Origin of the sequence: Massilia orientalis, from assembly GCF_030411975.2 — a bacterium.
GTDB classification, from domain to species: domain Bacteria; phylum Pseudomonadota; class Gammaproteobacteria; order Burkholderiales; family Burkholderiaceae_D; genus Telluria; species Telluria orientalis.
Window position 1 is genome coordinate 69655 of the sequence record NZ_JASNRB020000003.1, and the last position, 26129, is coordinate 95783.

Below are 26129 nucleotides of genomic sequence, written 5' to 3' on the forward strand. Positions count from 1 at the left end.
CGTCGATGAATTCTCTTCACGATCCCGAGACCGACGCCTTGCCGCCCACGGCGCAGCCGCGGCGTGTGCTGCGCATGCGCGCGGGCGTACTCGCCGAGGTGGACGACCTGGTCGTCGACGAGGTTCCCGTCGCACTGGTCTACAACGGGATCTCGCATGCCGTCATGATGGCCACGCCGGCCGACCTGGAAGACTTTGCGCTGGGCTTCACGCTGAGCGAAGAGATCATCGTGGGGCCGGGCCAGTGCTACGGGATCGACGTCGAGCCGGCCGCGGGCGGCGTCGCCGTGCAGATCGAGATCGCCGGTAGCGCGTTCATGGCGCTGAAGGAGCGCCGCCGCAGCCTGACGGGCCGCACGGGCTGCGGCCTGTGCGGCGTGGACAGCCTGGATCAAGTCTGCCGCGCGTTGCCGTCCCTGACGCCGGCGCGCGGCTTCCACGTCCACGGCGTACGGCGCGCGCTGGGCGCGATCGGCGCGGAACAGACACTGACGAAGCTGACCGGCGCGGCCCACGCGGCCGCCTGGTGCGGCATGGACGGCACCCTGCGCATCGTGCGCGAGGACGTCGGCCGCCACAACGCGCTGGACAAGGTGATCGGCGCGATGGCGCGCGAACGCGCGGCGCCCGGCGCCGGTTTCCTGTTGATCACCAGCCGGGTCAGTTTCGAGATGGCGCAGAAGGCCGCGGTGGCGGGCGTGTCGGCACTCGTCGGCATGTCGGCGCCGACCCTGGCCGCCGTCGAACTGGCCGACAAGGCCGGGCTGACGCTGCTCGCGTTCGCGCGCGGGAACGACTTCGTCTGCTATACGCACGCCGACCGCCTCGGCCTGGCCGGCGCGTGACAATCAGCCGGAGACGAGCGCCAGCAACGCGTCCCGGTCGGCCGCGTGCTGGCGCTGGGCCGTGACGCGGTCCCACAGCAGGAACATGCCGTACGCCCATTGCGCCACCAATTCCGCTTCCCCGGCCGGCCGCGTCGCCGCGCTGCCCAGCAGGCGTTCGATCTCCGCGCGCGTCTGGGTGGTGACCTGCTCGTAATTCCACACGCCTTTCGGCCGCATCTTCTGGCGGGCACGGTAGCGGCGCGCCCGCTCGGCGTCGCTGAGCTTGTCCTCCTTCGGCGGACGGCCGCGCTTCTTCGCCAGCGCCGCGTCGAGCGGCAATTCGATCGTGCTCAGGTCTTCCGGTTGCTTCATGGTGCGGTCGAGAATGATTGTCGCGCCATTATTCGTGACGCATTTCAATAAAGCAATAGGGAACTGCGCGTGCGCTGGCCTGCCTAACGGTGCGGGAGGCTGATGACAACCTTGTGCCGGGAGGTCTCATGGCAACCAATCGCATCGCAATCGCCTGCCAGGGCGGCGGCAGCCACGCCGCGTACACGGGCGGCGTCCTTCCCATCCTGCTCGAGCAGTTCGACAACCGTGCCGACGAGGACGGCGCCGACCGGACGGCGCTCATCGCGATCAGCGGCACGTCCGGCGGCGCCATCAGCGCGCTGCTCGGCTGGTACGGCTTCATCACGGGCGGCGCGCCCGAGGCGGGGCGCCGGCTGGACGCGTTCTGGCAGGGCAATTCCGCAGTCGGTCTCGTCGAGTCGACGGTCAACCATGTGTGCCGCGGCCTCGCCGACCTGGCCGCGATGGGCGGCTGGGACGTCAAATCCAGCCCGTACGTGTGGCCGCTCGCGGGCATGGAGCGATGGAACGCGACCGCGTGGCCGGCGCTGGCCCGCATGCTCGGGCCGGACAATCCCTGGATGCGCCCCGGCTTCTTTTCGCTGCCGGCGCTGCTGCGCCCGGGCGTGGACTGGCCGCTCGTCGCGCTGCTGGGCGAGTTCGCCAGTATTCCGACCGAGGTGGAGCGCTGGCTGCGCAGCGACCTGGAGGCGGCCATGTTCCCACCGGCGGCACCTTGCCAGGAACGCTACCGGGCGGACCGGGGCGCGGTCGAGGGCCGCATCGCGAACAAGCTCGGCGCCGCCGACCGCCTGCGCGCGCGCATGGCGCAGATCGGCGTCCAGCCCGGCAGCCTGCTGCACGCCGCACTGGAGCGGTGGCGTCCGCCCGCAGTGCGCTTCGACGCCGAGGCGCTGGGGCAGCTCGCCGATGCCGTGCGCCTCACCTTGCGTCCGATCCCGCGCCTGCTGCTGGGCGCCGTGGAATTGCACGAGGGGGAATTCGTCGCGTTCAGTTCCGAGCGGGCGCCGGGCGATGGAGGGATCTCGCTCGACGCGGTGCTGGCGTCCGCCGCCGTGCCGTGGCTGTTCCGCGCGCACGAGATGGCGGGCCTCGACGAGGCGACGCTCGCCCCGCGCCCGTTGACCTTGTGGGACGGGCTGTTCTCGCAGAATCCGCCGATCCGCAACTTCCTGTCCGGCGTGGCGGACGACGAGAAAAAGCCGGACGCGATCTGGGTCGTGCAGGTCAACCCCAGCCAGGCCAGGCTGGCTGGGAATGGACCGCACATCGCCTTCGACGGCGGCGAGATCTGGGAACTGCGCAATGCGCTGGGCGGCAATCTCGCCATGAACCAGGAACTGGGTTTCGTCGATGCGATCAACCGCCGCATGGAAAGCGGCCGCGGCGACGATGCGTCCCCCGCCAGCGCGGCGGCGCAGCGGCGCGACAAGCTCGTGCAGGTCGACCGCATCGTCATGGATGGCACGGCCGTCGAGGCGGCGGCCGGCATGCCGCTGGGCGCGAACTCCAAGCTGGACCGCGACCCGGCCCTGCGCGCCGCGCTGTGGGACCACGGGGCGGCGCAGGCACGGCGCTACCTGGCCCTGCGCGAGCACGTGCCCAGGCTGTTCGCCGACCTGGACGTCACCCTGGCCGGGGCCTGTGCCTGCGCCGCGGGCCAGCGTCCGGATGGGGCCGGCGGCACGGTCCGGCCGGACGGCGCGGCACACTTCGGCGAGCTCGTCATCGATGGCGCGACCGTCCACGGCATCGCGCCGGACGTGCCCAGGATGCCGCAGGCCGTCGTCGCCTGGCGCTCGGCGCACACGCTGATCAACGGCCGGCCCGTACGCATCGAAGGACGGTCCGAGCTCATGGTCGCGGATGCCGGCTGGCAGCTGAAGGACGGGCGGATCACGGCCGTCGCGCCGCAGCCGCGGTCCGGGCGGACGCCCGCGCCGGCACGGGCGCCGGCGGGGCGGCAAGCCGTGCCGGTACGGCCGCCGCCGGAGGCTCGGCACTGAATATATAATGTGCAATCGGCAACGATCCCGGTAGAATGACAGGGTTGTACGTTCGTAAATACTGTCAAGGAGTCCCGGATCGTGGTTTTACCATTCAAAAGGTCGGCGGCGGCAGTCGCCGTCGTCTGTGCGCTCGTGGGCGGCGCCTGTTTCGCGCAGGAGGCCGGTCCGCAAAGCATCGTCGTCACGGGCCAGCGGGGCACGTCGGCCTGGGTACGGGCCGAGAGCGCCCACGTCGTCGTGCTGTCGGACGCGCCGCGCGAGGACGTGGCCCGGCTCGTGGAACACCTGGAACGCCTCGACAGCCTGCTGCGCGTGTACACGGACGACTACCGCCCGACGTCGGCGGGTCCGGAGAGCAAGCTGAACCTCGTGTACCTGAACGATGTGCGTGACCTGGACCTCGTGGCGGCCGACCGCCCGGCCAATGGCATCGCGCTGTTCCGCGACTGCACGGACGGCACCCAGGGCTTCCTCGTGCGGACGGCGCCGCTGGCGGCCATCGACGACGACAAGCTCGTCAAGACGCCCCTCGACGAAGGACTGTCCTACGTGTCGGAAGCGTATGCACGCCACTTCCTGTACCGGCACACGGACGTGCGCGGCCCGTCCGCCTGGATCGAAGGCTTCGCGAATTATTTCGCGGGCGTGCGCTTCGGCGCGACGCAGATGGTGATCGGCCGCACGCCGCCGGGCGTGGGCCGGTATTTCTATTTCCTCGACCAGGGCCACCGCTACAACCTCGACTATGCCGACATACTGGGGCCGCGTCCGTTCGCGAACCTGTCCGACACGCGGCGCCGGGCCGCGGGCGTGGAATTCGAGGCCCGTTCCTGGCTCCTCGCGCACTACATCCTCGGTGCCGGCGAACGGCGCAGGAAGCTGGGGACGTTCCTGAATGCCGTCCACCAGGGCGCCGAGCCGGCCGCCGCGCTGCGCGACGCGTTCGGCCTGGACGTGGGCGCAGCGTCGACCGCGCTGTGGCGCTACCGGCTGCAGCGGGCCGAGGTCATGCGCGTGGAGCAGCCGCCCGGTCCGCGTCCGGAGATCGCCATCACGACGATGTCCGCGACGTCCGGCGGTTTCATGCTCGCCGACGCGGCCCTGAAGGCCTGTCCGGCGCCCGCGCAGGGGGAAGCGCTGCTGCGCACGCTGACGGCCGACGCCGGCGCCGTGCCGAACGTCGAGGCGGGGCAACTTGCCCTGAACCGGGCCCGCGTCGACTGGGGCGACCCGGCCGCCGCGCTGCCGTGGCTGGAGAAGACCGCGCGCCGTGCCGATGCCGGCGCCGACGTGCTGTTGCTGCTGGCACGGGCGCACCTGAAGCTGGCCGCGCGTCTCGATGCCGGCGCCCGTGCGCCGCACCTCGACGCCGCCCGCGCCGGCATCGCGCGGGCGCGCGAGCGGGATCCGGGCGCGGGCGCCGTCGCGCTGGCGGCGCTCGACCTGTCGCTGCTGGCCGACGGCAAGCCCAGTCCCGAAGCACTGGACGGCGTATTGACGGCGTGGCGCACGGGCCGGGATTCGCGCACGCTTGCGCGCGCGGCGGTGCTCGCGTCCTGCTACCAGGTCGACGTGCCCAGGGCCGAGCACATCCTGCGCACGCTGGAGAACGACGTCCGCGACCCCGCGACGGCCGCATGGGCGGCGGCGTTCCAGCGCCGCCTGGACGGCGGGCTGAGCCTGGCCGACATCGCGGCGGAAATGCGCCTGGTGCCGGGCGCCGGCGGCTTCAGCGAATGGACGATCGACCAGGTCAGCGTGATGCGCGATGTCGAATACAATGCGGGGCTGGAGGACGCCCGGGGCTTTTTCGAGCAGCAGATGCAGAACCCGGATCCGTCCAAGGCATTGCTGAACCCGCCGACGAGCCGGTAAAAAAAGCTGGAACTTTTTTGGGTAGCCGGAGGAATACGGATTCATGCTCCGGCGTTTCCACTCACTGATCCTGTTCGATGATTCCGACCAAGCACGCGCTGAAAATCCTTCCCGCCTTACTCGTTACCTGCTTCGCCGTACCGGCGTCGTTCGCACAAACGGCGCCGCCCGCCGCCAAGACCGCACCGGACACGCAGTCCGACGGCGGGGTCGCGACCGTGGAGGTGGTCGCGACGCGCCCGACCAACAAGGTCGACCGCGATGTTTACGACCTCAAGAACGACATCAGCGTGAGCAACGCGTCCGCCGCCGACATCCTGAACAACGTGCCGTCCGTCACGGTCGACCAGGACGGCAACGTGGCCCTGCGCGGCAACCAGAACGTGCAGATCATGGTCAACGGCAAGCGCGATGCCCAGTTCCAGGGCCAGAACCGGGGCGACGCGCTGAACGCGTTCCCGGCCGAGGCCATCGAATCCATCGAGGTGATCAACGTGCCCGGCGCGGAATTCGGCAACGAGGGCGGCAGCGGGCCGATCATCAACCTCGTCCTCAAGCGCAACCGCAAGGCCGGCTCGCGCGCGAACATGAGCGTCAACAAGGGCACCGAGGGCCGCGGCAACGCCTTCCTCAACGGCGAGCATGCGGAAGGCCCGTACTCGATCTCCGGCAACATCGGTGTGAGAGAGTACGTGCGCAACAGCCGTAACGCGTCCCAGCGGGAGGATCTCGACCCGGCCAGCGGCGCCGTCAAGGACTCGCAGGACTCGGTGGGCAACCGCCAGGGCCGGTCGAAATCGCTGAACCTCGCGTCGACGTTCACCTACAACGTCGGGGAGCGCGACCAGGCCGGCGCCACCGTCAGCTATTCGAAGATCCGCAACGAGAGCGACAGCACGACCTCGACCCAGCGCTTCGCGGCGGACGACGCGCCGCTGGCCGATTTCACGAGTCGGTCGCAGAGCCGCTCGCCGGCCGAGAACTTTGGCATCGGCGCGTCGTACGACCACAAGAGCGGCGTGCCGGGCGAAGACCTGAAGTTCGACCTGCGCTACACGGGCCAGAACAATCATTCCGATTCGGACGTCTTCTACGACTACCGCCTGCGGCCGACGCCGTTCATCGCGAACAGCCTGCGCTCGACCGACCGGCGCAACCGCATCCTCGACATCTCCGTCGACTACGAGCGCAACGTCTGGGATACGTGGCACCTGAAGGCGGGCGCGAAGGTCGCGGACAGCAAGACGAACAATCCGACGAACTACCTCGGCCAGGACCCCGTCACGGGCGAGTACGTGCCGGTGGCGAGCCGCATCAGCGATTTCGAATCGAACGACCGCAACGCGGCCATCTACGGCATCCTGTCCACGAAGCTGGGCAAGAACCTCAGCATCCAGGGCGGCCTGCGCGGCGAGTACACGGAACTCGACGTCCACCAGCCCCTGCTGGCCGAGGAAGACAAGTATTACTACATGAACTGGTTGCCGAGCTTTTACGTGACGCGCGACATCGGCACCGACGGCATGCTGCAGTTCCGCGCCTCGCGCCGCATCGCGCGGCCGAACGAGCGCGACCTGAACCCGAACCTCGTCTATCTCAGCGACTTCAGCGCGCGGCTCGGCAACCCGCACCTGCAGCCGGTGAACAACGACAACTTCGAGGTGGCGTACCGCGACCGCCTGTTCGGCGTGGACAGCAGCTTCGTCCTGTTCAAGCGGCGCGAGTCGCCCATGATCGGCAACCGCAGCTTCGCGCTCACGCTCGATCCGAACGTGATCGTGACGTCGCCCATCAATTTCGGCACCAACGATTCAGTCGGCGTCGACCTGAATTTCAACATGCGCCAGCTGTTCGTGTCGGGCCTGTCCGCCAACCTCGGGGCGACGCTGGCCAACGAAAAGCGCCAGCGCATCTCCAACTTCACGACCGACACGACGGCCGTGGAGCAGACGAACCACCGGGAAAACATCAAGCTGCGGCTCGCATACCAGGTGGGCATGGAATCGCTGCAGCTGAGCGTCAACCGCAACGGCGCCACCTTGAACGGCCAGGGCATCAACAGCGCCGTCACGATGACGAACTTCACGTGGATGCACCGCATCACGCCGCGCCTGTCGCTGAACCTCAACGTGAACAACGTCTTCCACACCGGGAACATGGAGAGCGACATCGAGAACGAGGTGCTGCGCCTGCATACGCTGAACGTGAGCCAGCCGCGCATCGTGCAGATCGGTCTGCGCTACCAGTGGGGCGGCGTGACGGGCGACGAGCGCCTGCGCAACGGCAACCGCGGCATGTTCCGCGGCGGCCGGGGCGAAGGCGGCCCCGGCGGCGGCTTCGGCAATGGCGGGGGCGGGTTCGGACCCGGCGGCGGAGGCGGTGGCGGCGGGGGCTTCTGAACGCCTGCGCTTACGGAAACGGCCGCAGCGCGATGCCGTGTTCGTACAGCCTGGGCAGCCACGCCTGCTCGAAGATGCGCCGGAACCCCAGGTTCGTCGGGTGCATTTCGTTCGACCAGTAATCGCGGTACGTGTGGTCGCGCGGCAGGATGCCGCGGCTGTCGATGTGCACGACGCCCGGCGTCACGGCCGCCAGCGGCGCCAGCAGGTCATCGTTCAGGCGGTCGATCATGAGGCGCGCGATCTCGCTGCGCAGCGCCAGGTCGGGCGGGACGCCGCGCCGGTCCAGCGCCGGCGCGAGCCATGGCCCGGCGTGGATCAGGCCGAACTCGAAGCCCCGGCCGTCCGGCACCGGGTAGTCGTAGCCGTGCACGAAGATGGGCGCCAGGGTGGCGCTGGCGTGCTTCGCGACGCGGATCGACGCGATCAGCCGCGTGAGGGCCTGGCGCAGCCGGAACAGCATGTCGTCCATGCCGCGGCCGTCGATCCAGCCATGTGCGTCCGTGCCGGGCGGGCGATGGTCGAACAGCGCGAGGTCCACGTCGACGGCGTCGTTGCCCGCCCCGCTGATATAGAACTCCGCAAACCCTTCCACGAAGCCGGGACGGAGGAAATGCTCGACCGTGTCGGCATACTTGCCGTCGCCGACGTAATCCTTGAGGCGCGCACCGTTGTAGCCCACGAGCTGGAGGTTGCGATGGTCGTCGGACAGGGCCGGATGGTTGATCATCGTACCCAGGATATTGTTGTTGACGTACCAGAACCAGGAATCGCCGATGGCGAGCGCGGACGGATAGCCGATGTCGGCATTGTCCCAGCGCTCTTCGGGTTTGTAGATGTGCGGCATGATGGCCTCCGTTCCACGTATTGTGCACTGACCGGGAACAAGAAGGCGCATTGACGCAAAACAAAGCTACTGTGATGCGTCACAAAAAAGGCGGAGCAGGGTGGCCCGCTCCGCATGCCGTGTCAGAGGGACTTCAGGAACGCCAGCAGCGCCTCGCGGTCGGCCTTGCCGAGGTTTTCGAAGCGCACGCGTGCCTGCGTGGCCTCGCCGCCGTGCCACAGGATCGCTTCAAGCAGCGTGCGGGCGCGGCCGTCGTGCAAATAGCCCACACGCGCCGCGTTGCCCATCACCTTGTCCGTGTAGCCGATGCCCCACAGCGGCGCCGTGCGCCACATCGCGCCCGTCGCCTGGCCTTCCGCGAACTTGTCCGCCAGGCCGTCGCCCATGTCGTGCAGCAGCAGGTCGGAGTACGGGTGGATGGTCTGGTTGCGCAGCTCCGCGAACAAATGGCCGCTGCCCGTCTTCATCTCCGCCGTGTGACAGGCGGTGCAGCGCATGCCCTGGAACAGCTTCGCGCCGGCGCCGACCTGCACCGGATCGACCCGGTGCTCGTCGAGCGGTGCGACGCCTTTCGGGAACCCGCTGGACAGGCTGCGCTGCGCGGGCACGGCGACGAGCGCCAGGTAGTGGGCGATCTTCTGCAGGTCCGCTTCCGCGATGCCGGTTTGCGAGCCGCCGGCGGCGCATGCTGCCGGGCCGTTCACGCAGGCGCGGTTCGGGTAGACGGGCGACGTCACGCCCATGTCGAGGAGGAGCGCTTCGGCCGCCTGGTGGCGCAGGGTCGCTTTCGCCGCCTTCCAGCCGAAGCGGCCGAGGCGCACGGCGCCGCTCTCCGGATCGTAGGCGAAGTTGGCCACGCCGCGCACGCCGTCCACGTCGGGCGTCGTGCGCACGCGCGCGAGGATGTCCGCTTCCGGCACGGCTTCCAGCAGGCCGGTGCCGATCATCGGCTGGGCCGCGCGCAGCGACACGCGCTCCGGCACCGGGCCCTCGAAGGCCAGCGTCGGCTTGCGCAGTTCGACGACGGTGCCGTCCGCGAGCTTGACCGTCTTCGCTTGGAAGCCGGCCACGCGCACGGCGGTGCCCCAGTCGCGGGCGCCGTTCATCTGGATCGCCGTGCCGTATTGCGGATGCGGCAGCTGGCGGCCATCCGTGCCCGTGACGGCGACGCGGACGGACATCGCGTCCAGCTTCTGGTTGATGCTCGCCGGCGCCGGGCTGCGGCCGTTGTTGACGTGGCAGCCGATGCATGCGGACTGGTTGAAGCGGGCGCCCTGCAAACCGACGGCGCCGAGGTAGCGGTCGTTACCCGGCTCATGGTGGTCGCCCGTCGTGAAATTCGTGTGGACGAGGCGCCGTCCCTCGACGAAGCGCTGCACGTCCTGCATGCCCGCATTGTTCTGCGGCTGCTGGAACATGAACAGGCCGTTGTCCGAGTAATTGTAGGAGACGGAACCGAGACCGCCGGACAGCGTCGCATCCGGCAGCGGCACGGAATTCAGGCGCGGCTGCACGCCGTACCATGGCCGCAGGCCGGCGCCGACCACGTACACCCATTCCGGGCCGTAGTAGCGGATGCCGCCGTTGTCGCCTTTCGCGGCCATCGCGTCCGTCGTCGAGAACATCGACGGCGCGACCTCGATGACGTCGCCGACGACGAGCGGCCGGGACGGTACGTCCTTCCCGTTCGGGAAACCGTCCGCGCCGAGATCCGCGTGGCCCGGATATGCCTTCACCAGCAGGGTGCACGCGCCATTGATGCCCGCCGTGGCGGTCAGCCTGCCCGGCGCCGGATACGGCGTCGGCTTGCAGAGCGTGACGTTGCGGTCGACGAGTTCGCCCGGATTCATCCAGCCGTAGCCGGTGACGCCGGGCCGGTCGAAGCCGCGGAAGAACGCCACCTGGCCGGGCAGGAAGTCGACCTGCGTGTACTGGTTGTAGACGAGCGTCGGCTTCGTGACGCCCGCCACGCGGCTGTTGTCGATGATCTCGATGCCCCAGGTGCGGTTCTGGAAGTATTGCGGCACGAACGTGAGGTAATTGCCCGGTCCCTTGTCGAGCGGCAGGCCCGTCGCCGGATCGACGGTCTCGTTCGGGCCGTAGCCGATCTCGTTCCAGTCCTCGCCGCGCTCGCGTCCATGGCGGGCCAGCGCGCGGGCGCCGAAGCGCGTGACGAGCGTGCCGTCGGGGAGGGTGAATTGCAGCGTCTCCAGCGGTTCGGCGGAGGCGGGCAAGGGCGTCCATCCGCTGCCCGACGCGGGATAGTTCAGGGGCGACGTCGCGTTGACGGGCAGCGTGTTGTCGCTGCCGGGCGTGCGGAACTCGACCTCGAACAGCGAGTAGCCGTATTGCGTGGCGCGCGCGACGCCTTGCAGGCGCACGTAGCGCGCGCTCGTGTTCAGGTTGAGGAATTCTTCCGTGCCGCCCTTGCCCTCGGCGACGTAGCGCAGTTGCGTCCACGTCTTGCCGTCGTCGGAGACGCGCAGCGCAAATTCCTTGCCATACGCGTTCTCCCAGGTCAGTTTGACTGCGCCGATCGGCGTCGGCACGCCGAAATCGAACTGGATCCAGGCGCCGTCCTCGGCGGCGCTGGCCCAGCGCGTGTCCGGCTTGCCGTCGATCGCCATCGACGCCGCCAGCCCGCCGTTTTCCACCGCCGACGACGTCGCGGCCACCGGCTTGACGACGACTCCGGGCTTGGTGAGGTCGACCGGAATCGGCGTCGGGACGCTGCCGCCCGGCGTGGCGGGCGTGCCGGTAAATGCCTGGATCTCGAAGATCGAATAGCCGTACTGGCTCGAGCGTTTCACACCCTGCATGCGCAGGTAGCGGCCCTGGGCGGACAGGCCGCCGACGTCCTCGGTGCCGCCCGTGCTGGCGTCGACGGTCTTGATCGTGGTCCAGTGCACATTGTCGTCCGACACTTGCAGCAGGTATTGCAGGGCGTGCGCGTTTTCCCAGACGATGTTGACGCGGTTGATCGTCACGCTCTTGCCGTAGTCGAGCGTCAGCCACTGGTCGTCCGTAAACCCGCTGCTCCAGCGTGTGGCGGCGTCATGGTCGATCGTTGCAGCGGCCGACAGATCGCCCCGTTCGGATGCGCTGGCGGTCGCGGCGGCGGGCGTCAGCGCGCTTTCCGTCGCGATCTCCGCCGCCGTGCGGGTCATCTCCTGGCTGCTCGGCGCGCCCGGATCGCCGGCGCCGCAGGCGGAGAGCAGGGCGCTGGTCAACAGCGCCAGGGTGGATGGTAAGCCTCGATACCGTTGTGGCATGGTTCCTCCTTGAAGGTCAGGTCGCGCGGGATGATCCCGCTGTCGATACGCTCTGGCGGCGCTTGGTATTGTTTCTGCGTTAATAAAGCTGATGACATGATAACCATCATGTATAAAATGGAAATAACGGCCGTCGCAACGGCCGTTATTGAAACGTTTCCACATGGAAACTTTGCCAAGATAGCTCGGGATCTTGAACGTGTCAAGCGTGCGGCAAACGCGCGATGACCTTGATTTCGACATCGAATCCGTACAGCCAGGTCACGCCGACGGCGGTGACGTTCGGATAGGGTGCCTGGCCCCAGTATTCCTGCGCCACGGTCCAGATACGCTCGAATGTCGACTGGGGCTCGACGATGAACACGGTCACGTCGACCACGTCTTCGAAGCGGCAGCCAGCCGCGGCGAGGACGGCGTTCAGGTTCTCGAAAGCGCGCCGGACCTGGTCCTCAAGGCCGGGCTCGGGCGAGCCATCGTCGCGGCTGCCGACCTGGCCCGAGACGAACAGGAAGCCGTTGGCGCGCACGGCCGGCGAATAGCGGTTCTTTTCGTACAGCGCCTGGCGGCCCGGCGGGAAAACGACGTCGCGAATGGTCATGGTGGTCTCCTTGTTGATAAAGGATCTCACTGTAGAGGCTCGACCGTTTCCGATAAATCGGCAAGTCGCGCCATCACTGTTTGTATAATCCCAACAATCAACCTTGGGAGGGTGCGTGGACCGATTCGATGGCATGCGGGCATTCGTGCGCGTCGTGGAAGCCGGGAGTTTCACGAAGGCGGCGCAGACACTGGACATGAGCCGGGCGACCGTCACCCAGCTCATCCAGCAATTGGAGGCGCGGCTGCGCGTAAAACTGCTGCACCGGACCACGCGCAAGGTCAACGTCACGGAAGACGGCGCGGTGTATTACGAGCGCGTCGTGCACATGCTGGCCGAGCTGGAAGACCTCGAGGCCGGGTTGCCGAACAAGGCGACGGCGCCGGCAGGGCGCTTGCGCGTCGATGTGCCGAGCCCGTTCGCGACGATGCTGCTCGTGCCGGCGCTGCCTGGATTCTACGCGCGCTACCCGGACATCCAGCTCGACCTGGGCGTCAGCGACCGGATGGTCGACCTGATCGGAGAGAATGTCGATTGCGTCGTGCGGGGTGGCGTCCTGACCGACCAGTCGCTCGCCGCGCGTCACGTGGCCGACCTGCAGCTGCGGGTCTATGCGGCGCCCGCGTATCTGGAACACGCGGGCGTGCCGACGCATCCGGCGCAACTGCGCGAGCCGTCGCACCGCATCGTGCAATTCCGCGGCGCGCGTTCCGGGCAGGGATTCGAGTACGCATTGCGGCGGGCCGACGAGACCGTGGTGCTGGACGCGCGCTACATGCTGGCAATCGACGACGGCAACGCGTATCTCGCGGCCGGGCTGGCCGGCCTGGGCGTGCTGTGGCTGCCGGATTACATGGCGCGGGAAGCGGTCGCGCAGGGTGAGCTCGTCCGGTTGTTCGACGGCTGGGAGATCGCGCCGCTGCCGCTGTACGTCGCGTATCCTGCCAATCGGCACGTCGGCAGGAAGCTGCGGGTGTTCATCGACTGGGTGGTTGAATTCATGGAGGAAAAACAATGACGATCAAACGTATGGATAACGTCCTCATCGTCGTGGACGATCTCGACGCCGTGCAAGCGTTTTTCATCGAACTGGGGCTCACGCTGGAGGGCGAAACGACGGTCGAGGGGCCGGACGTCGGACGCCTGATCGGCCTGGACAACGTCAGGGCGACGCTCGCGATGCTGCGCACTCCGGATGGCCAGGGCATCGAACTGGACAAGTTCCACACGCCGGACGCCGTCAGGTTCGGGCCGGTGGCGGCGCCGGTGAATGCGCTGGGCTTGCGCCGGGTGATGTTTGCCGTCGACGACATCGATGCGATGGTCGCGCGCATGCGGGAGCGTGGCCACGAGGTCATTGGCGAAATGCGGTACGGGGAGTCCTACCGGTTGGCGTATATCCGTGGGCCGGAGGGGATCATTGTCGGGTTGGCGGAGTCGGTTGGAGCGTGATTTTCGTGATGCGTAACGGCATGTGGGCAATTTCGCATAATCTATATTATGTCAAATGGCGTTTATGGCGACGTCCGCGGGATGCCTTCCCTGGCGGGGTAAACTGCTTTTCGGCAGAACGTCGGACACCTTGTAAAAGCCGTTCCTGCGGTAGATCGATCGCTGCCACGTCCGTGTGCTCGCCTTGCCATGCCAAAGGGGTCTACGCGTCGTGGCCAGGCCGCAGCGGTATGCGTGTCGCTGGTTCTCGAAGACTCGATATGGCTGTGTCGCGCGTTAGGTGCGCGCCGAGAACGCCTCGGCGATGCTCGCGTGCGCGGAATCGGGTTGATTCGGCCTGCCCGGTCTCGGGCGTCGATCTGCGGGCGGCGTTGGCATCCAATCGAGATCGAACCGGCGCATGCCGCAGCGGGCGGCACGCTCCGTCGTTCGGATGGTCTTGCCCCGTCGCGGCGGTACCGCAGGACGTACGGCCGCCGTGCGGCGTCGATATCCAGGCCGCAGCTTCCGGGCCGGGCGGCACGCTCCAGATGTCGATGCGCTGAGGCTTGTCTCGGTGGTGCCGAGAACTCGTGTTCGACTGGTCTTGCCCCGTCTCGGTGGCGCCACAGGACGTCCGGCCGCCGTGCGGCGTCGATATCCAGGCCGCAGCTCCGGGAACGGGCGGCACGCACCGCAGGTCGATGCGCCGGGCCGAGAACTCGCGGTGGCCCGTGGCGTTGCCGGCCAGACCCCGGACACTGGGGGAAATCGATCGCAATAACAACTCGAATGGCAGGCTCCGCAATTCCTAACGCCGCATCGTTCCGATTCAATGAGAGTCAAGCGGCACCAGGGTTTCGCAGTTAATTCGATTTCAATAATACTGGCGAAACCGGATATTCCAGCCCCTTTCTCTTTCCCTATCGGTGTCTTATTCAAACCTAATAAACTCGACATTAGTGGAAATAATGTCGATTTAAATAGAAGGATGATTAAACATATTCTGCGCCAACAATATACAGCCGAAATGCGCTCGCTATCGGCCCGAATAAGCAAGTCTTCCTTTTCGAACATCAGCATTTTCCCGCTCCAGTAGGAAAACTCCCTCCCAAAAGACGAGCTCTCTCGCCCTGACCCCTATCAACAACGTCCAGCCCGTTTGTCACGATAGTGGACGGCGCGGGAATGGCGCCTGCCCTCTGCCGGTTCCAACGCTGCAAGCTATTTCAATGGAAAGGAGTAATGTCGTGAAACATTCTGCTATCGAAATCGGGACTCAGCTGGAGGCCGCGGCGCCCCAACTGAGGACTGTGGAGACCATGCTGCAAGACATGGAAACCAATGTGGCGCCGAATGCGCGTGCGGTCGCGCAAGGAAAATCGAAGCCCTTCCTGCCGACGATGCCTGCGGCCGAGTACGAAGACGTCAAGTCGAAACTGCGGGCACAGGACCGGATGGCCGAGAAGCCGGTCGAGGCGGACATGGAAGCCGAAGCGGAACGCGAAGCCCTCCCCCGCGCGCCCATCGTCCTCGTCGGTCCGAATTTCGCGGGCGCGACCGACGTCGACGGCCTGATGCCGCCGGACACGCACGGCGCGGTGGGCGTCGATCATTTCGTCGAGGTGACGAACTCCCACATCGATATCTTCCTGCGGACCAATCCCAGCCAGCGCACCAGCATCTCGCTCGCGGCCTTCTTCGGCTATAGCGCCCGCGTGCTGTTCGACCCGCGCGCCGTGTACGACAGCGTGTGGAACCGCTGGGTCGTGACGGCGGACGCGTTCCAGGAGTCGAGCACGCGCCAGCTCTTCTTCGTCGCGATCTCCACGACGTCGAACCCGCTCGGCCCGTATTTCATCTATGCGCTGAACGTGACCTTCAACGCCGGCGATTTCTGGGATTACCCGCAGCTCGGCTACGACCAGGACTCGGTCATCGTCACGGCCAACGTGTTCACGGCGTCCGGCGGATTCCGGGGTGCCGACATGTTCGCGGTGGCGAAAGCGCGCCTGTACAACGGGCTCGGCTTCTCGGTTCCCGTCTTCACGGGCCTGCGCGCCACGCTCGCGCCGCCGATCGTGCTCGACCAGAATGCCCGCACGTACCTGATCGCCGCATCGGGCGGCAGCAGTCTGAGCCTCTACACGCTCACCAACTCGAGCCGGCCGAACGCGATCCAGCTGACGGGACCGGTGAGCGTGGCGGTGCCCGCCTACACTGCCCCGCCCGACGCGCCGCAGCCGGGCACGACGTCCACGCTGGATACGCTCGACGGCCGCTTCGTCAACGCCAGCACGCAGACCGGCGATTTCCTGTGGCAGGTTCATACCGTCAACCTGGTGGGCTATGCGGCGCCCAAGTTCTACCAGATCAATACGGCCTCCAGTTCGCTCGTGCAGAGCGCGTTCTTCTTCGGGACGTCGACGTCGTTCGACTTCAACGCGTCGATCGCGGCCAACAGCGCGAACGACATCTACGTGACCTGGACGATGACCGACCCGCCGCGCGGTACCAATGCCCAGGTGCGGTTCTCCGGCTTCGACCACAACAACGGCACCACGTATTCGCTGAGCCCGGGCATCGCGGCCTTCACGAGTCCGACGTTCTTCACGGGCGGCCGCTGGGGCGATTATTCGGCGGTGACGGTGGATCCGCGCAACACGCGGCGCGCATGGCTCGTCAATGAGGATGTCCTGACCAACCACGACTGGGGCAGCCGGATCGTCGGCATCGGTTTCGCGTCGTGATCAGCGGATGCCGCTGTCGTAAATGATGCGTACCGGCGTGAACTGGTCCTTCTCCACCGTGACCGTTTGCGCCGGCGCCTGCGGATAGATGGCCTCGGATTCCGGCTGCAGGACGTACGTGCCGGGTTCGAGGATGATGCGGAACCGGCCGTCGGGGTCGCTGCGGACCTCCGCAACGTGGCGCCCTGCCCCATCCGCCACGCCGATCAGCGCCTGGTACGGGCGCTGGTTGACCATGCCCGGCCATTCGACCGGGCTCATCGGGCGCAGGATCACCTCGCCGTCGATACCGCTGGTAGCGTGAGCTGGAAGCACCATGCATCCAGTATAGTCACGAAAACGCGCAGCGTAAGGCGTTCACAGGATGCCGCGCCCGTTCACGGAAGCGATGATTTCGTCGTAGCGTTCGTTGTCGGTCTTGTGCAGATAAGCCGCCGTCGTCGCGATGTTCGCGTGGCCCGCCGTGTCTTGCAGCGTCTTCAGCTGGACGCCGTTGTTCGCATGGTTCGTCAGCATGCTGTGGCGCAGCCAGTGCGCGGATGCCTGGCGCAGCGTGGCGGCCGTGTCGGCGTCGCCGCGCCCGTCCGCAACGCCTGCCGCGTCGGCGAAGATCGCCTTGATGGCTTCCGAGGCCGCCTCGTCCGTGATGCGCGCCAGTTCGCGGCTGCGGCTGGACAGGACGAGCGGCGTGCGATCGGTCCGGCCCGTCTGCGGCAACAGGCCGAACGCCTGGCGGTAGGTTCGAAACGCGTCCAGCATGTCCGGCGGCACCGGCAGGCGGCGCGGCTTGTTGCCCTTGCCGAGGACGTCGATCCACCAGCGGCCTTTCCCTTCCGTGTAGATAGCCCCCATCGATGCGCCCACGATCTCGTTCAGGCGCGCACCCGTATGGGCGAAAGCGACGAGCAGGAAGCGGTCGCGCGCGCGGCGCTTGAGCGCGGCCGGCGTGTCGGCAGCACGGTGTGCGACGGTCTCCAGCGCCAGCGCGATCGCGCCCTGCGTCAGGTAGCGCGTAATGCGGCTCGCGGACGGCGCCCGGACGTTACGCACGAGCGCGCCCGGGTTGCGGCGCAAATAGCCCGTCTGCTCGGCAAAACCCAGCAGGCCCTTCACGGCGATCATTGCCTGGCGCCGGCTCGCGTCGGACAACGGTCCCGTGAATGGCCGATAGCGCGCATCGGTGCGCGGCCATTTCGTCGTGCAGACCCACTCGGGCGGCGGGTTCTTGAGGAATTCCTTGTACGCGTTGAGGTCGGCGACGTTCAGCTGGGCCAGCGTCTTTTTCGCTTCCTCGCGGCACCAGGTCAGGAAGCGGAACAGTTCCTTCTGGGTGTTCTGGATCGATTTCGCGCTCAGTTCGCCGTGGGCGATGAATTCGCGCGCCAGTTCGATGTCGGTGGTCGCTTCCGTGATCGCGTCCTCGGCCTGGCGGTACATCTTGACGTGCAGGCGGCCGCTCGCGCCGGTCGTGATCGCTTCCGGTATCGTTGGACCAAGGTCGATGGGGGTGAAGTTCGGCATGGCGGTGCTGGGATAACTGTGTTTTTATACAGTATAGCAGCTCGGCCGCCGTCGGCCCAGCACCGCCGCTGATTCAGTCCAGAAGTTGCTGCCGCGTCGCCGCCAGGATCTCGTCGCCCAGCACCGGATCGTCGACCGCCCGCGCGAGCGTCACCGCGCCCACCATCGCGGCCAGCGCCAGCATGGCGGCGGCGCGCGCGTCCGCCTCGGCGCGGCGCTTGCCGGGCAGCGCGCGCATCAGGCGGTCGATGACGCCCTTCACGTGGGCCGTGAATGGGCCGCGGGTGGCCGGCTCCTTCGCGCTGTCGGCCGCGAGCGCCGTCATCAGGCAGCCCGCGCCGGCGCTGTCGACGTGGCGCCGGCTCAGGTACAGGTCGAGGTAGGCCGCGATGCCCTGCTCCGCCAGGATGCGGTCGAAATCGGCCTGCGTCCGCGACGACAGGTCGGACAATGCCTCGGCCATCAGCGCTTCCTTGGAAGCGAAGTGGTTGTAGAAAGGCCCGTGCGTGAGACCGGTCGCCTTCATGATCTCGCCGACGCTGACGCCCGCGAAGCCGCGTTCGCGGAACAGCCGGCCCGCTTCCTCGAGGATGCGGCGGTGCTTGGCGGCGGTTTCTTCCGGTGGATAGCGCATCTCTATCGCCTCCATATAAATTGTGGGGTTGACTTCAAACATTATATCCATCATGCTTCATCCATCCAAACATGACGACCATCATGTTTGCTTTCAACCCCACCATCGAGGAGCACATCATGAGCAAAGCACAGCAAGGCACGGCCATCGTCACCGGCGCATCCGCAGGCCTGGGCAAGATTTACGCGGACCGCCTGGCGCGGCGCGGCTACGACCTCGTCCTCGTCGCCCGCCGCGGCGACAAGCTCGCTGAACTGGCCGACACGCTGTCCATGCAGTACGGCGTGCAGGTCCGTCCCTTCGTTGCCGACCTCAGTCGCAGCGACGACGTGGAGCGCCTGGCCGACCTGATCCGTGACGATGCCAGCATCACCCTGCTCGTGAATAACGCGGGCGTGTCGGTGCCCGGTGCGACGACGACCCTGGACCCGGCCGACGTCGCCTGGCAGCAGGCGATCAACGTGGACGCGGTCAACCGCCTGAGCCTTGCCGCCCTGCCGCAATTCCTGGCGCGCAACCGCGGTACGCTCGTGAACATCGCCTCGATCCTCGGCTTCGGCTTCCTGCCGAGCAGCACCTTCTACAGCGCCGGCAAGGGCCATGTCGCGAACCTGACGCGCGCCCTGCAGAACGAGGTGCAAGGCACGAACGTCCGCGTGCAACTGGTGGCGCCGTCCGTGACCGCCACCGAGATCTGGGAAGAAGACCGGCTGAATGCGATGGACCCGCGCATCGTGATGACGGCCGAGGATTGCGTGGACGCGGCCCTGGCCGGTCTCGACCTGGGCGAACAGGTGACCTTCCCGTCCGTCGAGGATGCGCAACTGTGGAAGAATTTCGAGGAAGCCGCCGCCAGGCTGATGCAGGGCGCGATGAGCGGCAAGCCGGCCTCGCGCTACCTGGCGGCCGCGCACGCTTGAACCGCGTTTGCAGCCGGCGCGCGCCTACGGGACAATGACCGTGACGACCAGCACACCGAAAGGAGCATGCATGAGCATCACGGTAAAGAACACGACGCCCGACACGACGCGCGTCACCCTGTTCGGCGAATTGCGCGACGGCAGCTTCGACGCGAAGATCATGGCCGAGACCGACGTACCCTACACGCGCTGCTGGGAAGACGAAATCGAGCAGCGCATCGTCTATATCCAGCCCGACCCCGACCAGTTGAAAGCGATCCTGGCCGCGCTCAACGAGCGCCGGCTGACGGTCGAGCAATTGCAGGAGTTCGGCGGCATGGGCGGCGGTACGTCCGAGATTCCGGTCTGATCCTACACGCGCGCGCCGTGCTTGCCGACAGACGGGCGGCGTGCGCGCGGCGACAATCGCTCATCAATTCACTCCAGGAGGCGACATGAACGCGAAATCGACAACGATCGGCGTCGGCAATCCGACCAGCGGCGAAGAAGGCAGCACCCTCACCCACGAGACGATGGCCGAGACGGGCGGCAGCGGCACCCAGCCGCGTCCGGAAGAGGAGGCGCCGCTGGCGCGCGGCAGCAGCCAGTCCGGCGAGGCAGGCAACCGCCAGGGGCAGCCGGACGAGCCGGCCGAAGGCGAAGGCACGGCCGCGACGGCCATCAACCGCGGCTACCAGGACACGCGCAGCCGCCAGGCCAGCCCCGGTTCGACGGGCCTCGGCGCGCCGGAAACGGGCGGCAACCAGAGCGAAGACGACCTGGCACCGCCCCGCCGCGACTGACCGCTCAGGCGGCGCCGGCCATGCGCCGGCACGCGTCGGCGCAGGCGCGGCACGCCTGCGCGCACGCCTGGCAATGGTCCATCGGATGCTTGCCGCACTCGTCGCCGCAGGCCGTGCACACGTCCGCGCACAGGCGGCACAGGTCGCGCGCAACATCGCTGCCGCGCGCCATGAAGGCGGCGGCCGTGCGGCAGACCTGCGCGCAATCCATGTCCAGTGCGATGCAGCGCGCCATCATCTTGACGTCGTCTTCCTTCAGACATGCCGTCGAACAGTTGTCGCAGGCGGCGGCACACGCATAGCAGGCTTCGATACAAGCTTTAAAATTGTCGTTAGACATCACTTCTCCCGTTGGTCGTGGAAAGGAGACGTCTATTTTCGCGCATCGCTCCGGATGACGGCGCCACCTTTCATGACGAAGTCCACGCGGGTCAGCGCGGCCGGATCCGCCAGCGGATCCCCGCCGACCGCCACGATGTCCGCGTACTTGCCCGGGGTAATCGAGCCGACGCGGTCCTTCCAGCCCAGCAGGTCGGCGCCATTGATCGTCGCGGCCTGGAGCGCCTGCATCGGCGTCATGCCGTACTTGACCATGTAGAAGAACTGACGGGCATTGTCGCCGTGCGGGTAAACGCCGGCGTCGGTACCGAACGCCATCTTGTCGCCGGCCTTGAACGCCTTGCGGAAGTTATCGCGCTGCAGTTGGCCGACCATGCGCTCCTTCTCCAGCGACTCCGGCAGCATGCCGGCCTTGGCGCCTTCCTGCAGGATGAAGTCGTCGTTATAGATGTCCATGACGAGATACGTCCCCTTTTCACGCGCGAGGCGGATGCCCTCGTCGTCGATCAGGCTCGCATGCTCGACCGAGTCGACGCCGGCCAGGATCGCGTCGCGGATGCTGCTGGCGCCATGCGCATGCGCGGCCACGCGGCGGCCCAGTTTATGGGCTTCCTCGACGATCGCCTTCATCTCTTCCAGCGTCAGTTGCTGGGCGCCCGCCTCGTCGCCCTTCGACAGCACGCCGCCGGATGCGCAGATCTTGATGGTGTCGGCGCCGAACTTCGCCATCTCGCGCACCTTGGCGCGCGCCGCCCACGGCCCGTCGGCCACGCCGTTCTCCGTGAAATGGAAATCGTGCGGCAGCAGGTTGTTGTCGCAATGGCCGCCCTGGATGCCGATGGCGTAGCCGGCCACGCGCATGCGCGGACCCGGCAGTTCGCCGTCGTTGATGGCGTCGCGCAGCGCCACGTCGCCGAAACCGCTCGCGCCCACGTTGCGCACCGTCGTGAAGCCGGCTTCCAGCGTGCGCCGCGCCGCGTACGCGCCGTACATGGCGGCGCGGATGTCGGACACGCCCAGCGACCGGTAGCCGTGCAGGTTCGGGGCGCCGGTCAGGTGCACGTGGACGTCGATCAGGCCCGGCAGCACGGTCTCGCGCGACAGGTCGATCACCCGGGCGCCGGCCGGCACGGTCGTGCTCGCGGTGGGACCGACGGCCGTGATGCGTTCGCCGCTGACGAGGATGGTCTGGTCCTGCAGCACCTTGCCGCCGACGACGTCGACCAGTTTGCCGGCGCGGATGGCGACGACCTGGTCGGCGGCCGTGGCCGACAAGGTGAACGTGAGGATGGCCAGCGCGGCCGCGAGCGATGTCTTGTTCATGGGGTTGGGCTCTCGGATAAAAGAGGTTGCGCGGCCAGTCGGTACCAGCTGCGCCAGGAAACGATGGCATTGATCCAGAAGCCGGCATACAGCACGGCCGTCAGGACGAGGTCGCGGCTCAGGTACAGCGGTGCGGCGACGGAGTTCACCAGCAGCCAGAACGCCCAGTTCTCGACGCGGCGCTGCACCATGAGCACCTGGCCGATGACGGAAAAGACGAGGACGGCGGAATCGAGGAAAGGCGCGTACGCGTTGGTCGTGAAGTGCAGCAAGGTCCCATAGCCGGCCGTGGCGGCGATGCCCACCGGCACGGTCCACAAGAGGTTCGCGGCGCCGGCGTGCGTGATCGGCAGCGGGTCGCCATGGTCGCCGCGCGCCCATTTCCACCAGCCGACGACGCTGGTGGCGACGAAGAACGCCTGCAGGGCGACGTCGGCGTACAGGCGGTTCCGGGCGAACAGCGCGCCGAACAGCGTGCAGCCGACGATGCCCGTCCACCACGTATGGACGTTGTTGCGTCCGGCCAGCAGGATGGACACCGCGACGAATCCGTTTGCCGCCAGTTCGAGCGGCGCGATCATTGCGCCCGGCCCTGCCCGTCCCTGTCCATGCACGCTCCTCCAAAGAAGCGTGTACTGTACGCCAGCCTCTTCGACTATTGCAAGAGAGGAATGTTATAGCTTCATTGTGCGGTGTTCGGCATCCATGTCCGGTCGCGTTCCCGTCACGGCGGCTTTTGCGATGGCGAACAGGCGCACCATCTTGCTGTCGTTCGAATCCCAATACTCGGCGGAGTGCGGCTCGACGCGGATCAGCACGGCGTGCTCGTCGTCCGGGCCGGCCGGGAACCACGCCTGCACGCCCGCGTTCCACATCGCGCGGATGCGTTCGCGGTCGACGACGCGTTCGGCCAGGCCGCTGACCGACACGAACAGGCTGTCTTCCGGCTTCGCGAACGACAGGTTCACTTGCGGCCGGTGCGCGATGCAGTCCCACAGCGCGGTCTGCGTGGACGTGAAGAACCAGACGCCGCCGGCGTCGTCGACCTCTTCCTGCGTCATCGGCTGGCTCAGCAGGTGGCCGTGTTCGTCCTGCCACGTGAACATGGGAAAGCGGACTTCCTTGATCCGCGCTTTCAGGTCGGCGATGTCTTTGCTGTCGTGTGTGCTCATGGTCGTTCCTCGTTCGGATGGAGCCCCATCGTAGCGCGCGCCCACCTGTGGTTCGGTGCGGCGGCGAACCTTTGAGGCCGGTCAACAGTGCTCGCAAGCAGAAAAAATGCCACGTTGCAGCGCAATATAATCTGCTATCTCGTCTCATTTTCGGGTGATGCATGGGTTCCCTGTTCGAGCCGGACGAGCGGCCGCGTCTCGTCGTCCACGTGGTCGACGCGCTCGATGCCGCCCTCACCGAGACCAGCCTGCTGAACCTGATCCGCCACCTGCCGCCCGAGCGCTATCGCCACGCCATCGTCTGCATGCACGACCGATTCGGCCACCAGGGCGACGTCCGCGAGCACGGCGTCGAGGTCGTCAACCTGCACAAGCGGTCGGGCTCCGATCCCCTGCACTACGTGCGCATGTTCGGCGTGTTGCGCGCGCTGCGGCCCGACCTCATCCACACCCGCGACGGCGCCGGGCTGCCCGCCCAGGTGGTCGCGGCGCTGGCCGGGGTCAAGCTGCGCGTGCATGCGGAGGACGGACGCCGCGCGGCGGACGCGCGAGGAGGCGTCGGCAAGCGCCTGCTGCGCCGGCTGCTGTGCCCGCTCGTCGACCATTACATCGCGGCCAGCGGCGACCTCGAGGAATGGCTCGTCGAATCCATGGGCGCGGAACCGGCGCGCGTGTCGCAGATCGCGAGCGGCGTCGACAGCGTGCAATTCCATCCGCGGCTGGGGCCGTCCGCCGCCGTCGGCCCGCCCGGTTTCATGCACGACGCGGCGTTCGTCGTCGGGAGTGTCGGCCGCATGGATGCCGCCGGCAACCACACGACCCTCGTCGAGGCGTTCCTGCGCCTGATCGCGTCGCCGCATCCGGCGCACCAGCGGCTGCGGCTGCTGCTCGTCGGCGACGGGCCCGAGCGCGCCGAATGCCAGGCGCTGCTGCACCGGGCCGGCGCGGCGGCGCGCGCATGGCTGCCGGGCGCCCGCGCCGACGTGCCGCAGCTGCTGCGGGCGATGGACCTGTTCGTGCTGCCGGCGCGCGCGGAGGACCGGTCGAGCGCGATCCTGCAGGCGATGGCGACCGGGTTGCCGGTCGTCGCGGCGGCCGTCGGCGGCAATACGGAGCTCGTCCACCCGGGCTTTACGGGCATCCTCGTGCCACCGATGTCGACGGAATTGCTGGCGGCGGCGATCGCCGATTATTGCAGGATCCCAGACATGGCGGCCCGCCACGGCGCCCGCGCGCGCAGCCAGGTGATCGCGCGCCACAGCATGCCGGCGATGGCCCGCGATGTCCTCGCCGTCTACGATGCCCTCACGGGCGGCGAGGCGCCGGGGAGCGTCCGCGGGGGATGCTGAACAGCGCCATCTTCCACATACCCGCGCCAAATCGTCTATAGTGATGCCTCTTTACAAAAGCAAAACCAAGAGAGTGCGATGAAATTTGACGTAGCCATCGTCGGCAGCGGCCTCGCCGGCCTGTCGGTTGCCCTTCATCTGGCGCAAACCCGCAAGGTCGCCATCATCTCCAAGCGCGAGCTCCTCGACGGTGCCAGCAACTGGGCGCAGGGCGGGATCGCCGCCGTGCTGGACTCGGGCGACAGCCACGACCAGCATATCGCCGACACCCTGGTCGCCGGCGCCGGCCTGTGCGACGAAGCGGCCACCCGCTACATCGTCGAGCACGGGCGCGAGGCGATCGAATGGCTGATCGAGCAAGGCGTGCCGTTCACCCGCGACGAGACCGCGGAACTCGGTTTCCATCTGACCCGCGAAGGCGGCCACAGCCAGCGCCGCATCATCCACGCGGCGGACGCCACGGGCCATGCCGTGCAGGTGACGCTGGAACAGAAAGTGCGCGCACACCCGAACATCACCCTGTTCGAACATCACTGCGCGATCGACGTGATCACGTCCGACAAGCTGCAGCCGGACGGCGTGCATACCGGGCCGGCCCTCGTCGGCCAGCCGCGCTGCCATGGCCTGTACGTGCAGGACGAAAAAAGCGGCAGGGTGCAGACGTTCGAGGCGGAGCACACCGTGCTCGCCACCGGCGGCGCCGGCAAGGTCTACCTGTACACGACGAACCCCGATACGGCGACGGGCGACGGCATCGCGATGGCCTGGCGCGCCGGCTGCCGCGTGTCGAACATGGAGTTCATCCAGTTCCACCCGACCTGCCTGTACCACCCGTTCGCGAAATCGTTCCTGATCACCGAAGCCGTGCGCGGCGAAGGCGGTCTGCTGAAATTGCCGCCCGAGGCGGGACCCGCCGCCGGGACGCGCTTCATGCCCGCGCATGACGACCGGGGCGAGCTGGCGCCGCGCGACGTCGTCGCACGCGCCATCGACTTCGAGATGAAGAAGCGCGGTATCGACTACGTGCACCTGGACATCACGCACAAGAGCCCGGAATTCATCAAGGAACACTTCCCGACCATTTACGCGCGTTGCCTGGAGCTGGGCATCGACATCACGAAGGAACCGATTCCCGTCGTGCCGGCCGTGCACTTCACGTGCGGCGGCGTCGTCACTGACCTGGCCGGCCGCACCGACATCCCTGGCCTGTACGCCGTCGGCGAGACCGCGTACACGGGCCTGCACGGCGCCAACCGCCTGGCCAGCAATTCGCTGCTGGAATGCCTCGTCGTCGGCCGCGCATGCGCGCACCAGATCGCCGCGGCGCCAGCCGTCGACCTGCCCGCGCTGCCCGCGTGGGACGAGAGCCGCGTCACCAATGCGGACGAGGAAGTGGTCATCGCCCACAACTGGGACGAGCTGCGCCGCTTCATGTGGAACTACGTCGGCATCGTGCGCACGACCAAGCGCCTGGAACGCGCGCAGCACCGCATCAAGCTGCTGAAGGAAGAGATCGACGAGTACTACCGCAACTTCCGCGTCACCAACGACCTGCTGGAGCTGCGCAATCTCGTCGAGGTGGCGCACCTGATCGTGCGCAGCGCGCTGTCGCGTCACGAAAGCCGGGGCCTGCATTTCTCGCGCGACTATCCGGATACGCTGCCGAAGGCGTTGCCCAGCGTGCTGACGCCGCGCCGCCGCTAATT

The 26129-nt window shown here is 67.4% G+C and carries 23 protein-coding genes; 12 read left to right on the plus strand and 11 right to left on the minus strand.

The genetic code is table 11. The features are described 5' to 3' along the window. The first annotated feature begins 5 nt into the window (after positions 1–5). Positions 6–845, plus strand: a complete 840-nt coding sequence (fdhD, locus tag QPK29_RS04625) for a formate dehydrogenase accessory sulfurtransferase FdhD (protein ID WP_371770386.1) — start codon at positions 6–8, stop codon at positions 843–845. 3 nt (positions 846–848) lie between these two features. Here the strand turns inward: fdhD and QPK29_RS04630 are convergent, their stop codons facing one another. Next, a complete protein-coding gene (locus QPK29_RS04630; RefSeq protein WP_160410359.1) occupies positions 849–1199 on the minus strand; it encodes a hypothetical protein in 351 nt (116 codons plus the stop codon). 128 nt (positions 1200–1327) lie between these two features. Here QPK29_RS04630 and QPK29_RS04635 point away from each other — a divergent pair, with 128 nt between their 5' ends. The 3 genes from QPK29_RS04635 to QPK29_RS04645 all read left to right on the plus strand — a co-directional run bounded on the left by QPK29_RS04635 (position 1328) and on the right by QPK29_RS04645 (position 7485). Then, complete coding sequence (locus QPK29_RS04635) at positions 1328–3208, plus strand: hypothetical protein (protein WP_371770385.1); 1881 nt, start codon at positions 1328–1330, stop codon at positions 3206–3208. A gap of 81 nt (positions 3209–3289) precedes the next feature. Further along, positions 3290–5086, plus strand: coding sequence for a hypothetical protein (locus tag QPK29_RS04640; protein WP_371770384.1), 1797 nt, complete (start codon positions 3290–3292; stop codon positions 5084–5086). Positions 5087–5163: 77 nt separating this feature from the next. Next, positions 5164–7485 (plus strand): outer membrane beta-barrel protein, encoded by a 2322-nt coding sequence (locus tag QPK29_RS04645; RefSeq protein ID WP_371770383.1) that lies wholly within the window; start codon positions 5164–5166, stop codon positions 7483–7485. A 10-nt stretch (positions 7486–7495) separates the two neighbouring features. Here the strand turns inward: QPK29_RS04645 and QPK29_RS04650 are convergent, their stop codons facing one another. From QPK29_RS04650 to QPK29_RS04660, 3 genes are all read right to left on the minus strand, one after another. Further along, on the minus strand, positions 7496–8332 hold the full coding sequence (locus QPK29_RS04650; RefSeq protein ID WP_371770382.1) for a hypothetical protein: 837 nt from the start codon (positions 8330–8332) through the stop codon (positions 7496–7498). 122 nt (positions 8333–8454) lie between these two features. Then, positions 8455–11604, minus strand: coding sequence for a di-heme oxidoredictase family protein (locus tag QPK29_RS04655; protein ID WP_371770381.1), 3150 nt, complete (start codon positions 11602–11604; stop codon positions 8455–8457). Between the two features lie 202 nt (positions 11605–11806). Beyond that, on the minus strand, positions 11807–12202 hold the full coding sequence (locus QPK29_RS04660; RefSeq protein ID WP_371770380.1) for a RidA family protein: 396 nt from the start codon (positions 12200–12202) through the stop codon (positions 11807–11809). A 115-nt stretch (positions 12203–12317) separates the two neighbouring features. Here QPK29_RS04660 and QPK29_RS04665 point away from each other — a divergent pair, with 115 nt between their 5' ends. The 3 genes from QPK29_RS04665 to QPK29_RS04675 all read left to right on the plus strand — a co-directional run bounded on the left by QPK29_RS04665 (position 12318) and on the right by QPK29_RS04675 (position 16383). Next, positions 12318–13220, plus strand: coding sequence for a LysR family transcriptional regulator (locus QPK29_RS04665; RefSeq protein WP_371770379.1), 903 nt, complete (start codon positions 12318–12320; stop codon positions 13218–13220). Continuing rightward, positions 13217–13654, plus strand: a complete 438-nt coding sequence (locus QPK29_RS04670; protein ID WP_371770378.1) for a VOC family protein — start codon at positions 13217–13219, stop codon at positions 13652–13654. The genes QPK29_RS04665 and QPK29_RS04670 overlap by 4 nt, the downstream gene beginning before the upstream one ends. A gap of 1229 nt (positions 13655–14883) precedes the next feature. Beyond that, positions 14884–16383, plus strand: coding sequence for a hypothetical protein (locus QPK29_RS04675; protein WP_371770377.1), 1500 nt, complete (start codon positions 14884–14886; stop codon positions 16381–16383). Here QPK29_RS04675 and QPK29_RS04680 read toward each other — a convergent pair whose 3' ends face one another. The 3 genes from QPK29_RS04680 to QPK29_RS04690 all read right to left on the minus strand — a co-directional run bounded on the left by QPK29_RS04680 (position 16384) and on the right by QPK29_RS04690 (position 18538). Continuing rightward, on the minus strand, positions 16384–16701 hold the full coding sequence (locus QPK29_RS04680; RefSeq protein WP_400189730.1) for a carboxypeptidase-like regulatory domain-containing protein: 318 nt from the start codon (positions 16699–16701) through the stop codon (positions 16384–16386). 39 nt (positions 16702–16740) lie between these two features. Next, complete coding sequence (locus QPK29_RS04685) at positions 16741–17904, minus strand: tyrosine-type recombinase/integrase (RefSeq protein ID WP_371770375.1); 1164 nt, start codon at positions 17902–17904, stop codon at positions 16741–16743. 73 nt (positions 17905–17977) lie between these two features. Beyond that, entirely contained in the window at positions 17978–18538 is a 561-nt protein-coding gene (locus tag QPK29_RS04690; protein WP_056132675.1) for a TetR/AcrR family transcriptional regulator, read from the minus strand. Between the two features lie 119 nt (positions 18539–18657). On the opposite strand from QPK29_RS04690, the gene QPK29_RS04695 reads away from it, so the two are divergent. The 3 genes from QPK29_RS04695 (at position 18658) to QPK29_RS04705 (ending at position 20240) form a co-directional block, all read left to right on the plus strand. Further along, positions 18658–19458 (plus strand): SDR family NAD(P)-dependent oxidoreductase, encoded by an 801-nt coding sequence (locus QPK29_RS04695; RefSeq protein WP_371770374.1) that lies wholly within the window; start codon positions 18658–18660, stop codon positions 19456–19458. Positions 19459–19528: 70 nt separating this feature from the next. After that, positions 19529–19807, plus strand: coding sequence for a hypothetical protein (locus QPK29_RS04700; protein ID WP_056132677.1), 279 nt, complete (start codon positions 19529–19531; stop codon positions 19805–19807). Between the two features lie 85 nt (positions 19808–19892). Next, positions 19893–20240, plus strand: a complete 348-nt coding sequence (locus QPK29_RS04705; RefSeq protein ID WP_056132680.1) for a hypothetical protein — start codon at positions 19893–19895, stop codon at positions 20238–20240. Between the two features lie 4 nt (positions 20241–20244). On the opposite strand, the gene QPK29_RS04710 is transcribed toward QPK29_RS04705, so the two are convergent. From QPK29_RS04710 to QPK29_RS04725, 4 genes are all read right to left on the minus strand, one after another. After that, positions 20245–20580, minus strand: a complete 336-nt coding sequence (locus QPK29_RS04710) for a four-helix bundle copper-binding protein (RefSeq protein WP_056132683.1) — start codon at positions 20578–20580, stop codon at positions 20245–20247. A gap of 32 nt (positions 20581–20612) precedes the next feature. Beyond that, entirely contained in the window at positions 20613–21902 is a 1290-nt protein-coding gene (locus QPK29_RS04715; RefSeq protein ID WP_371770373.1) for a Xaa-Pro dipeptidase, read from the minus strand. After that, complete coding sequence (gene pnuC, locus QPK29_RS04720) at positions 21899–22483, minus strand: nicotinamide riboside transporter PnuC (RefSeq protein ID WP_371770372.1); 585 nt, start codon at positions 22481–22483, stop codon at positions 21899–21901. Before pnuC ends, QPK29_RS04715 begins: the two co-directional genes overlap by 4 nt. A 93-nt stretch (positions 22484–22576) precedes the next feature. Next, positions 22577–23074, minus strand: a complete 498-nt coding sequence (locus QPK29_RS04725; RefSeq protein WP_371765662.1) for a pyridoxamine 5'-phosphate oxidase family protein — start codon at positions 23072–23074, stop codon at positions 22577–22579. 161 nt (positions 23075–23235) lie between these two features. Here QPK29_RS04725 and QPK29_RS04730 point away from each other — a divergent pair, with 161 nt between their 5' ends. Continuing rightward, on the plus strand, positions 23236–24423 hold the full coding sequence (locus QPK29_RS04730; RefSeq protein WP_371770371.1) for a glycosyltransferase: 1188 nt from the start codon (positions 23236–23238) through the stop codon (positions 24421–24423). A 30-nt stretch (positions 24424–24453) separates the two neighbouring features. Further along, the gene (gene nadB, locus QPK29_RS04735) at positions 24454–26127 is read left to right on the plus strand and encodes an L-aspartate oxidase (RefSeq protein ID WP_267873873.1); all 1674 of its coding nucleotides are present in this window, start codon (positions 24454–24456) and stop codon (positions 26125–26127) included. Positions 26128–26129 lie beyond the last annotated feature (2 nt).

Bases quoted from the DNA above. Each gene is read 5' to 3' on its own strand.
- fdhD (WP_371770386.1), top strand. From the start codon at position 6: ATGAATTCTCTTCACGATCCCGAGACCGACGCCTTGCCGCCCACGGCG.
- QPK29_RS04630 (WP_160410359.1), bottom strand. From the start codon at position 1,199: ATGAAGCAACCGGAAGACCTGAGCACGATCGAATTGCCGCTCGACGCG.
- QPK29_RS04635 (WP_371770385.1), top strand. From the start codon at position 1,328: ATGGCAACCAATCGCATCGCAATCGCCTGCCAGGGCGGCGGCAGCCAC.
- QPK29_RS04645 (WP_371770383.1), top strand. From the start codon at position 5,164: ATGATTCCGACCAAGCACGCGCTGAAAATCCTTCCCGCCTTACTCGTT.
- QPK29_RS04650 (WP_371770382.1), bottom strand. From the start codon at position 8,332: ATGCCGCACATCTACAAACCCGAAGAGCGCTGGGACAATGCCGACATC.
- QPK29_RS04655 (WP_371770381.1), bottom strand. From the start codon at position 11,604: ATGCCACAACGGTATCGAGGCTTACCATCCACCCTGGCGCTGTTGACC.
- QPK29_RS04660 (WP_371770380.1), bottom strand. From the start codon at position 12,202: ATGACCATTCGCGACGTCGTTTTCCCGCCGGGCCGCCAGGCGCTGTAC.
- QPK29_RS04670 (WP_371770378.1), top strand. From the start codon at position 13,217: ATGACGATCAAACGTATGGATAACGTCCTCATCGTCGTGGACGATCTC.
- QPK29_RS04680 (WP_400189730.1), bottom strand. From the start codon at position 16,701: ATGGTGCTTCCAGCTCACGCTACCAGCGGTATCGACGGCGAGGTGATC.
- QPK29_RS04685 (WP_371770375.1), bottom strand. From the start codon at position 17,904: ATGCCGAACTTCACCCCCATCGACCTTGGTCCAACGATACCGGAAGCG.
- QPK29_RS04690 (WP_056132675.1), bottom strand. From the start codon at position 18,538: ATGCGCTATCCACCGGAAGAAACCGCCGCCAAGCACCGCCGCATCCTC.
- QPK29_RS04695 (WP_371770374.1), top strand. From the start codon at position 18,658: ATGAGCAAAGCACAGCAAGGCACGGCCATCGTCACCGGCGCATCCGCA.
- QPK29_RS04700 (WP_056132677.1), top strand. From the start codon at position 19,529: ATGAGCATCACGGTAAAGAACACGACGCCCGACACGACGCGCGTCACC.
- QPK29_RS04705 (WP_056132680.1), top strand. From the start codon at position 19,893: ATGAACGCGAAATCGACAACGATCGGCGTCGGCAATCCGACCAGCGGC.
- QPK29_RS04710 (WP_056132683.1), bottom strand. From the start codon at position 20,580: ATGTCTAACGACAATTTTAAAGCTTGTATCGAAGCCTGCTATGCGTGT.
- QPK29_RS04715 (WP_371770373.1), bottom strand. From the start codon at position 21,902: ATGAACAAGACATCGCTCGCGGCCGCGCTGGCCATCCTCACGTTCACC.
- pnuC (WP_371770372.1), bottom strand. From the start codon at position 22,483: ATGATCGCGCCGCTCGAACTGGCGGCAAACGGATTCGTCGCGGTGTCC.
- QPK29_RS04725 (WP_371765662.1), bottom strand. From the start codon at position 23,074: ATGAGCACACACGACAGCAAAGACATCGCCGACCTGAAAGCGCGGATC.
- QPK29_RS04730 (WP_371770371.1), top strand. From the start codon at position 23,236: ATGGGTTCCCTGTTCGAGCCGGACGAGCGGCCGCGTCTCGTCGTCCAC.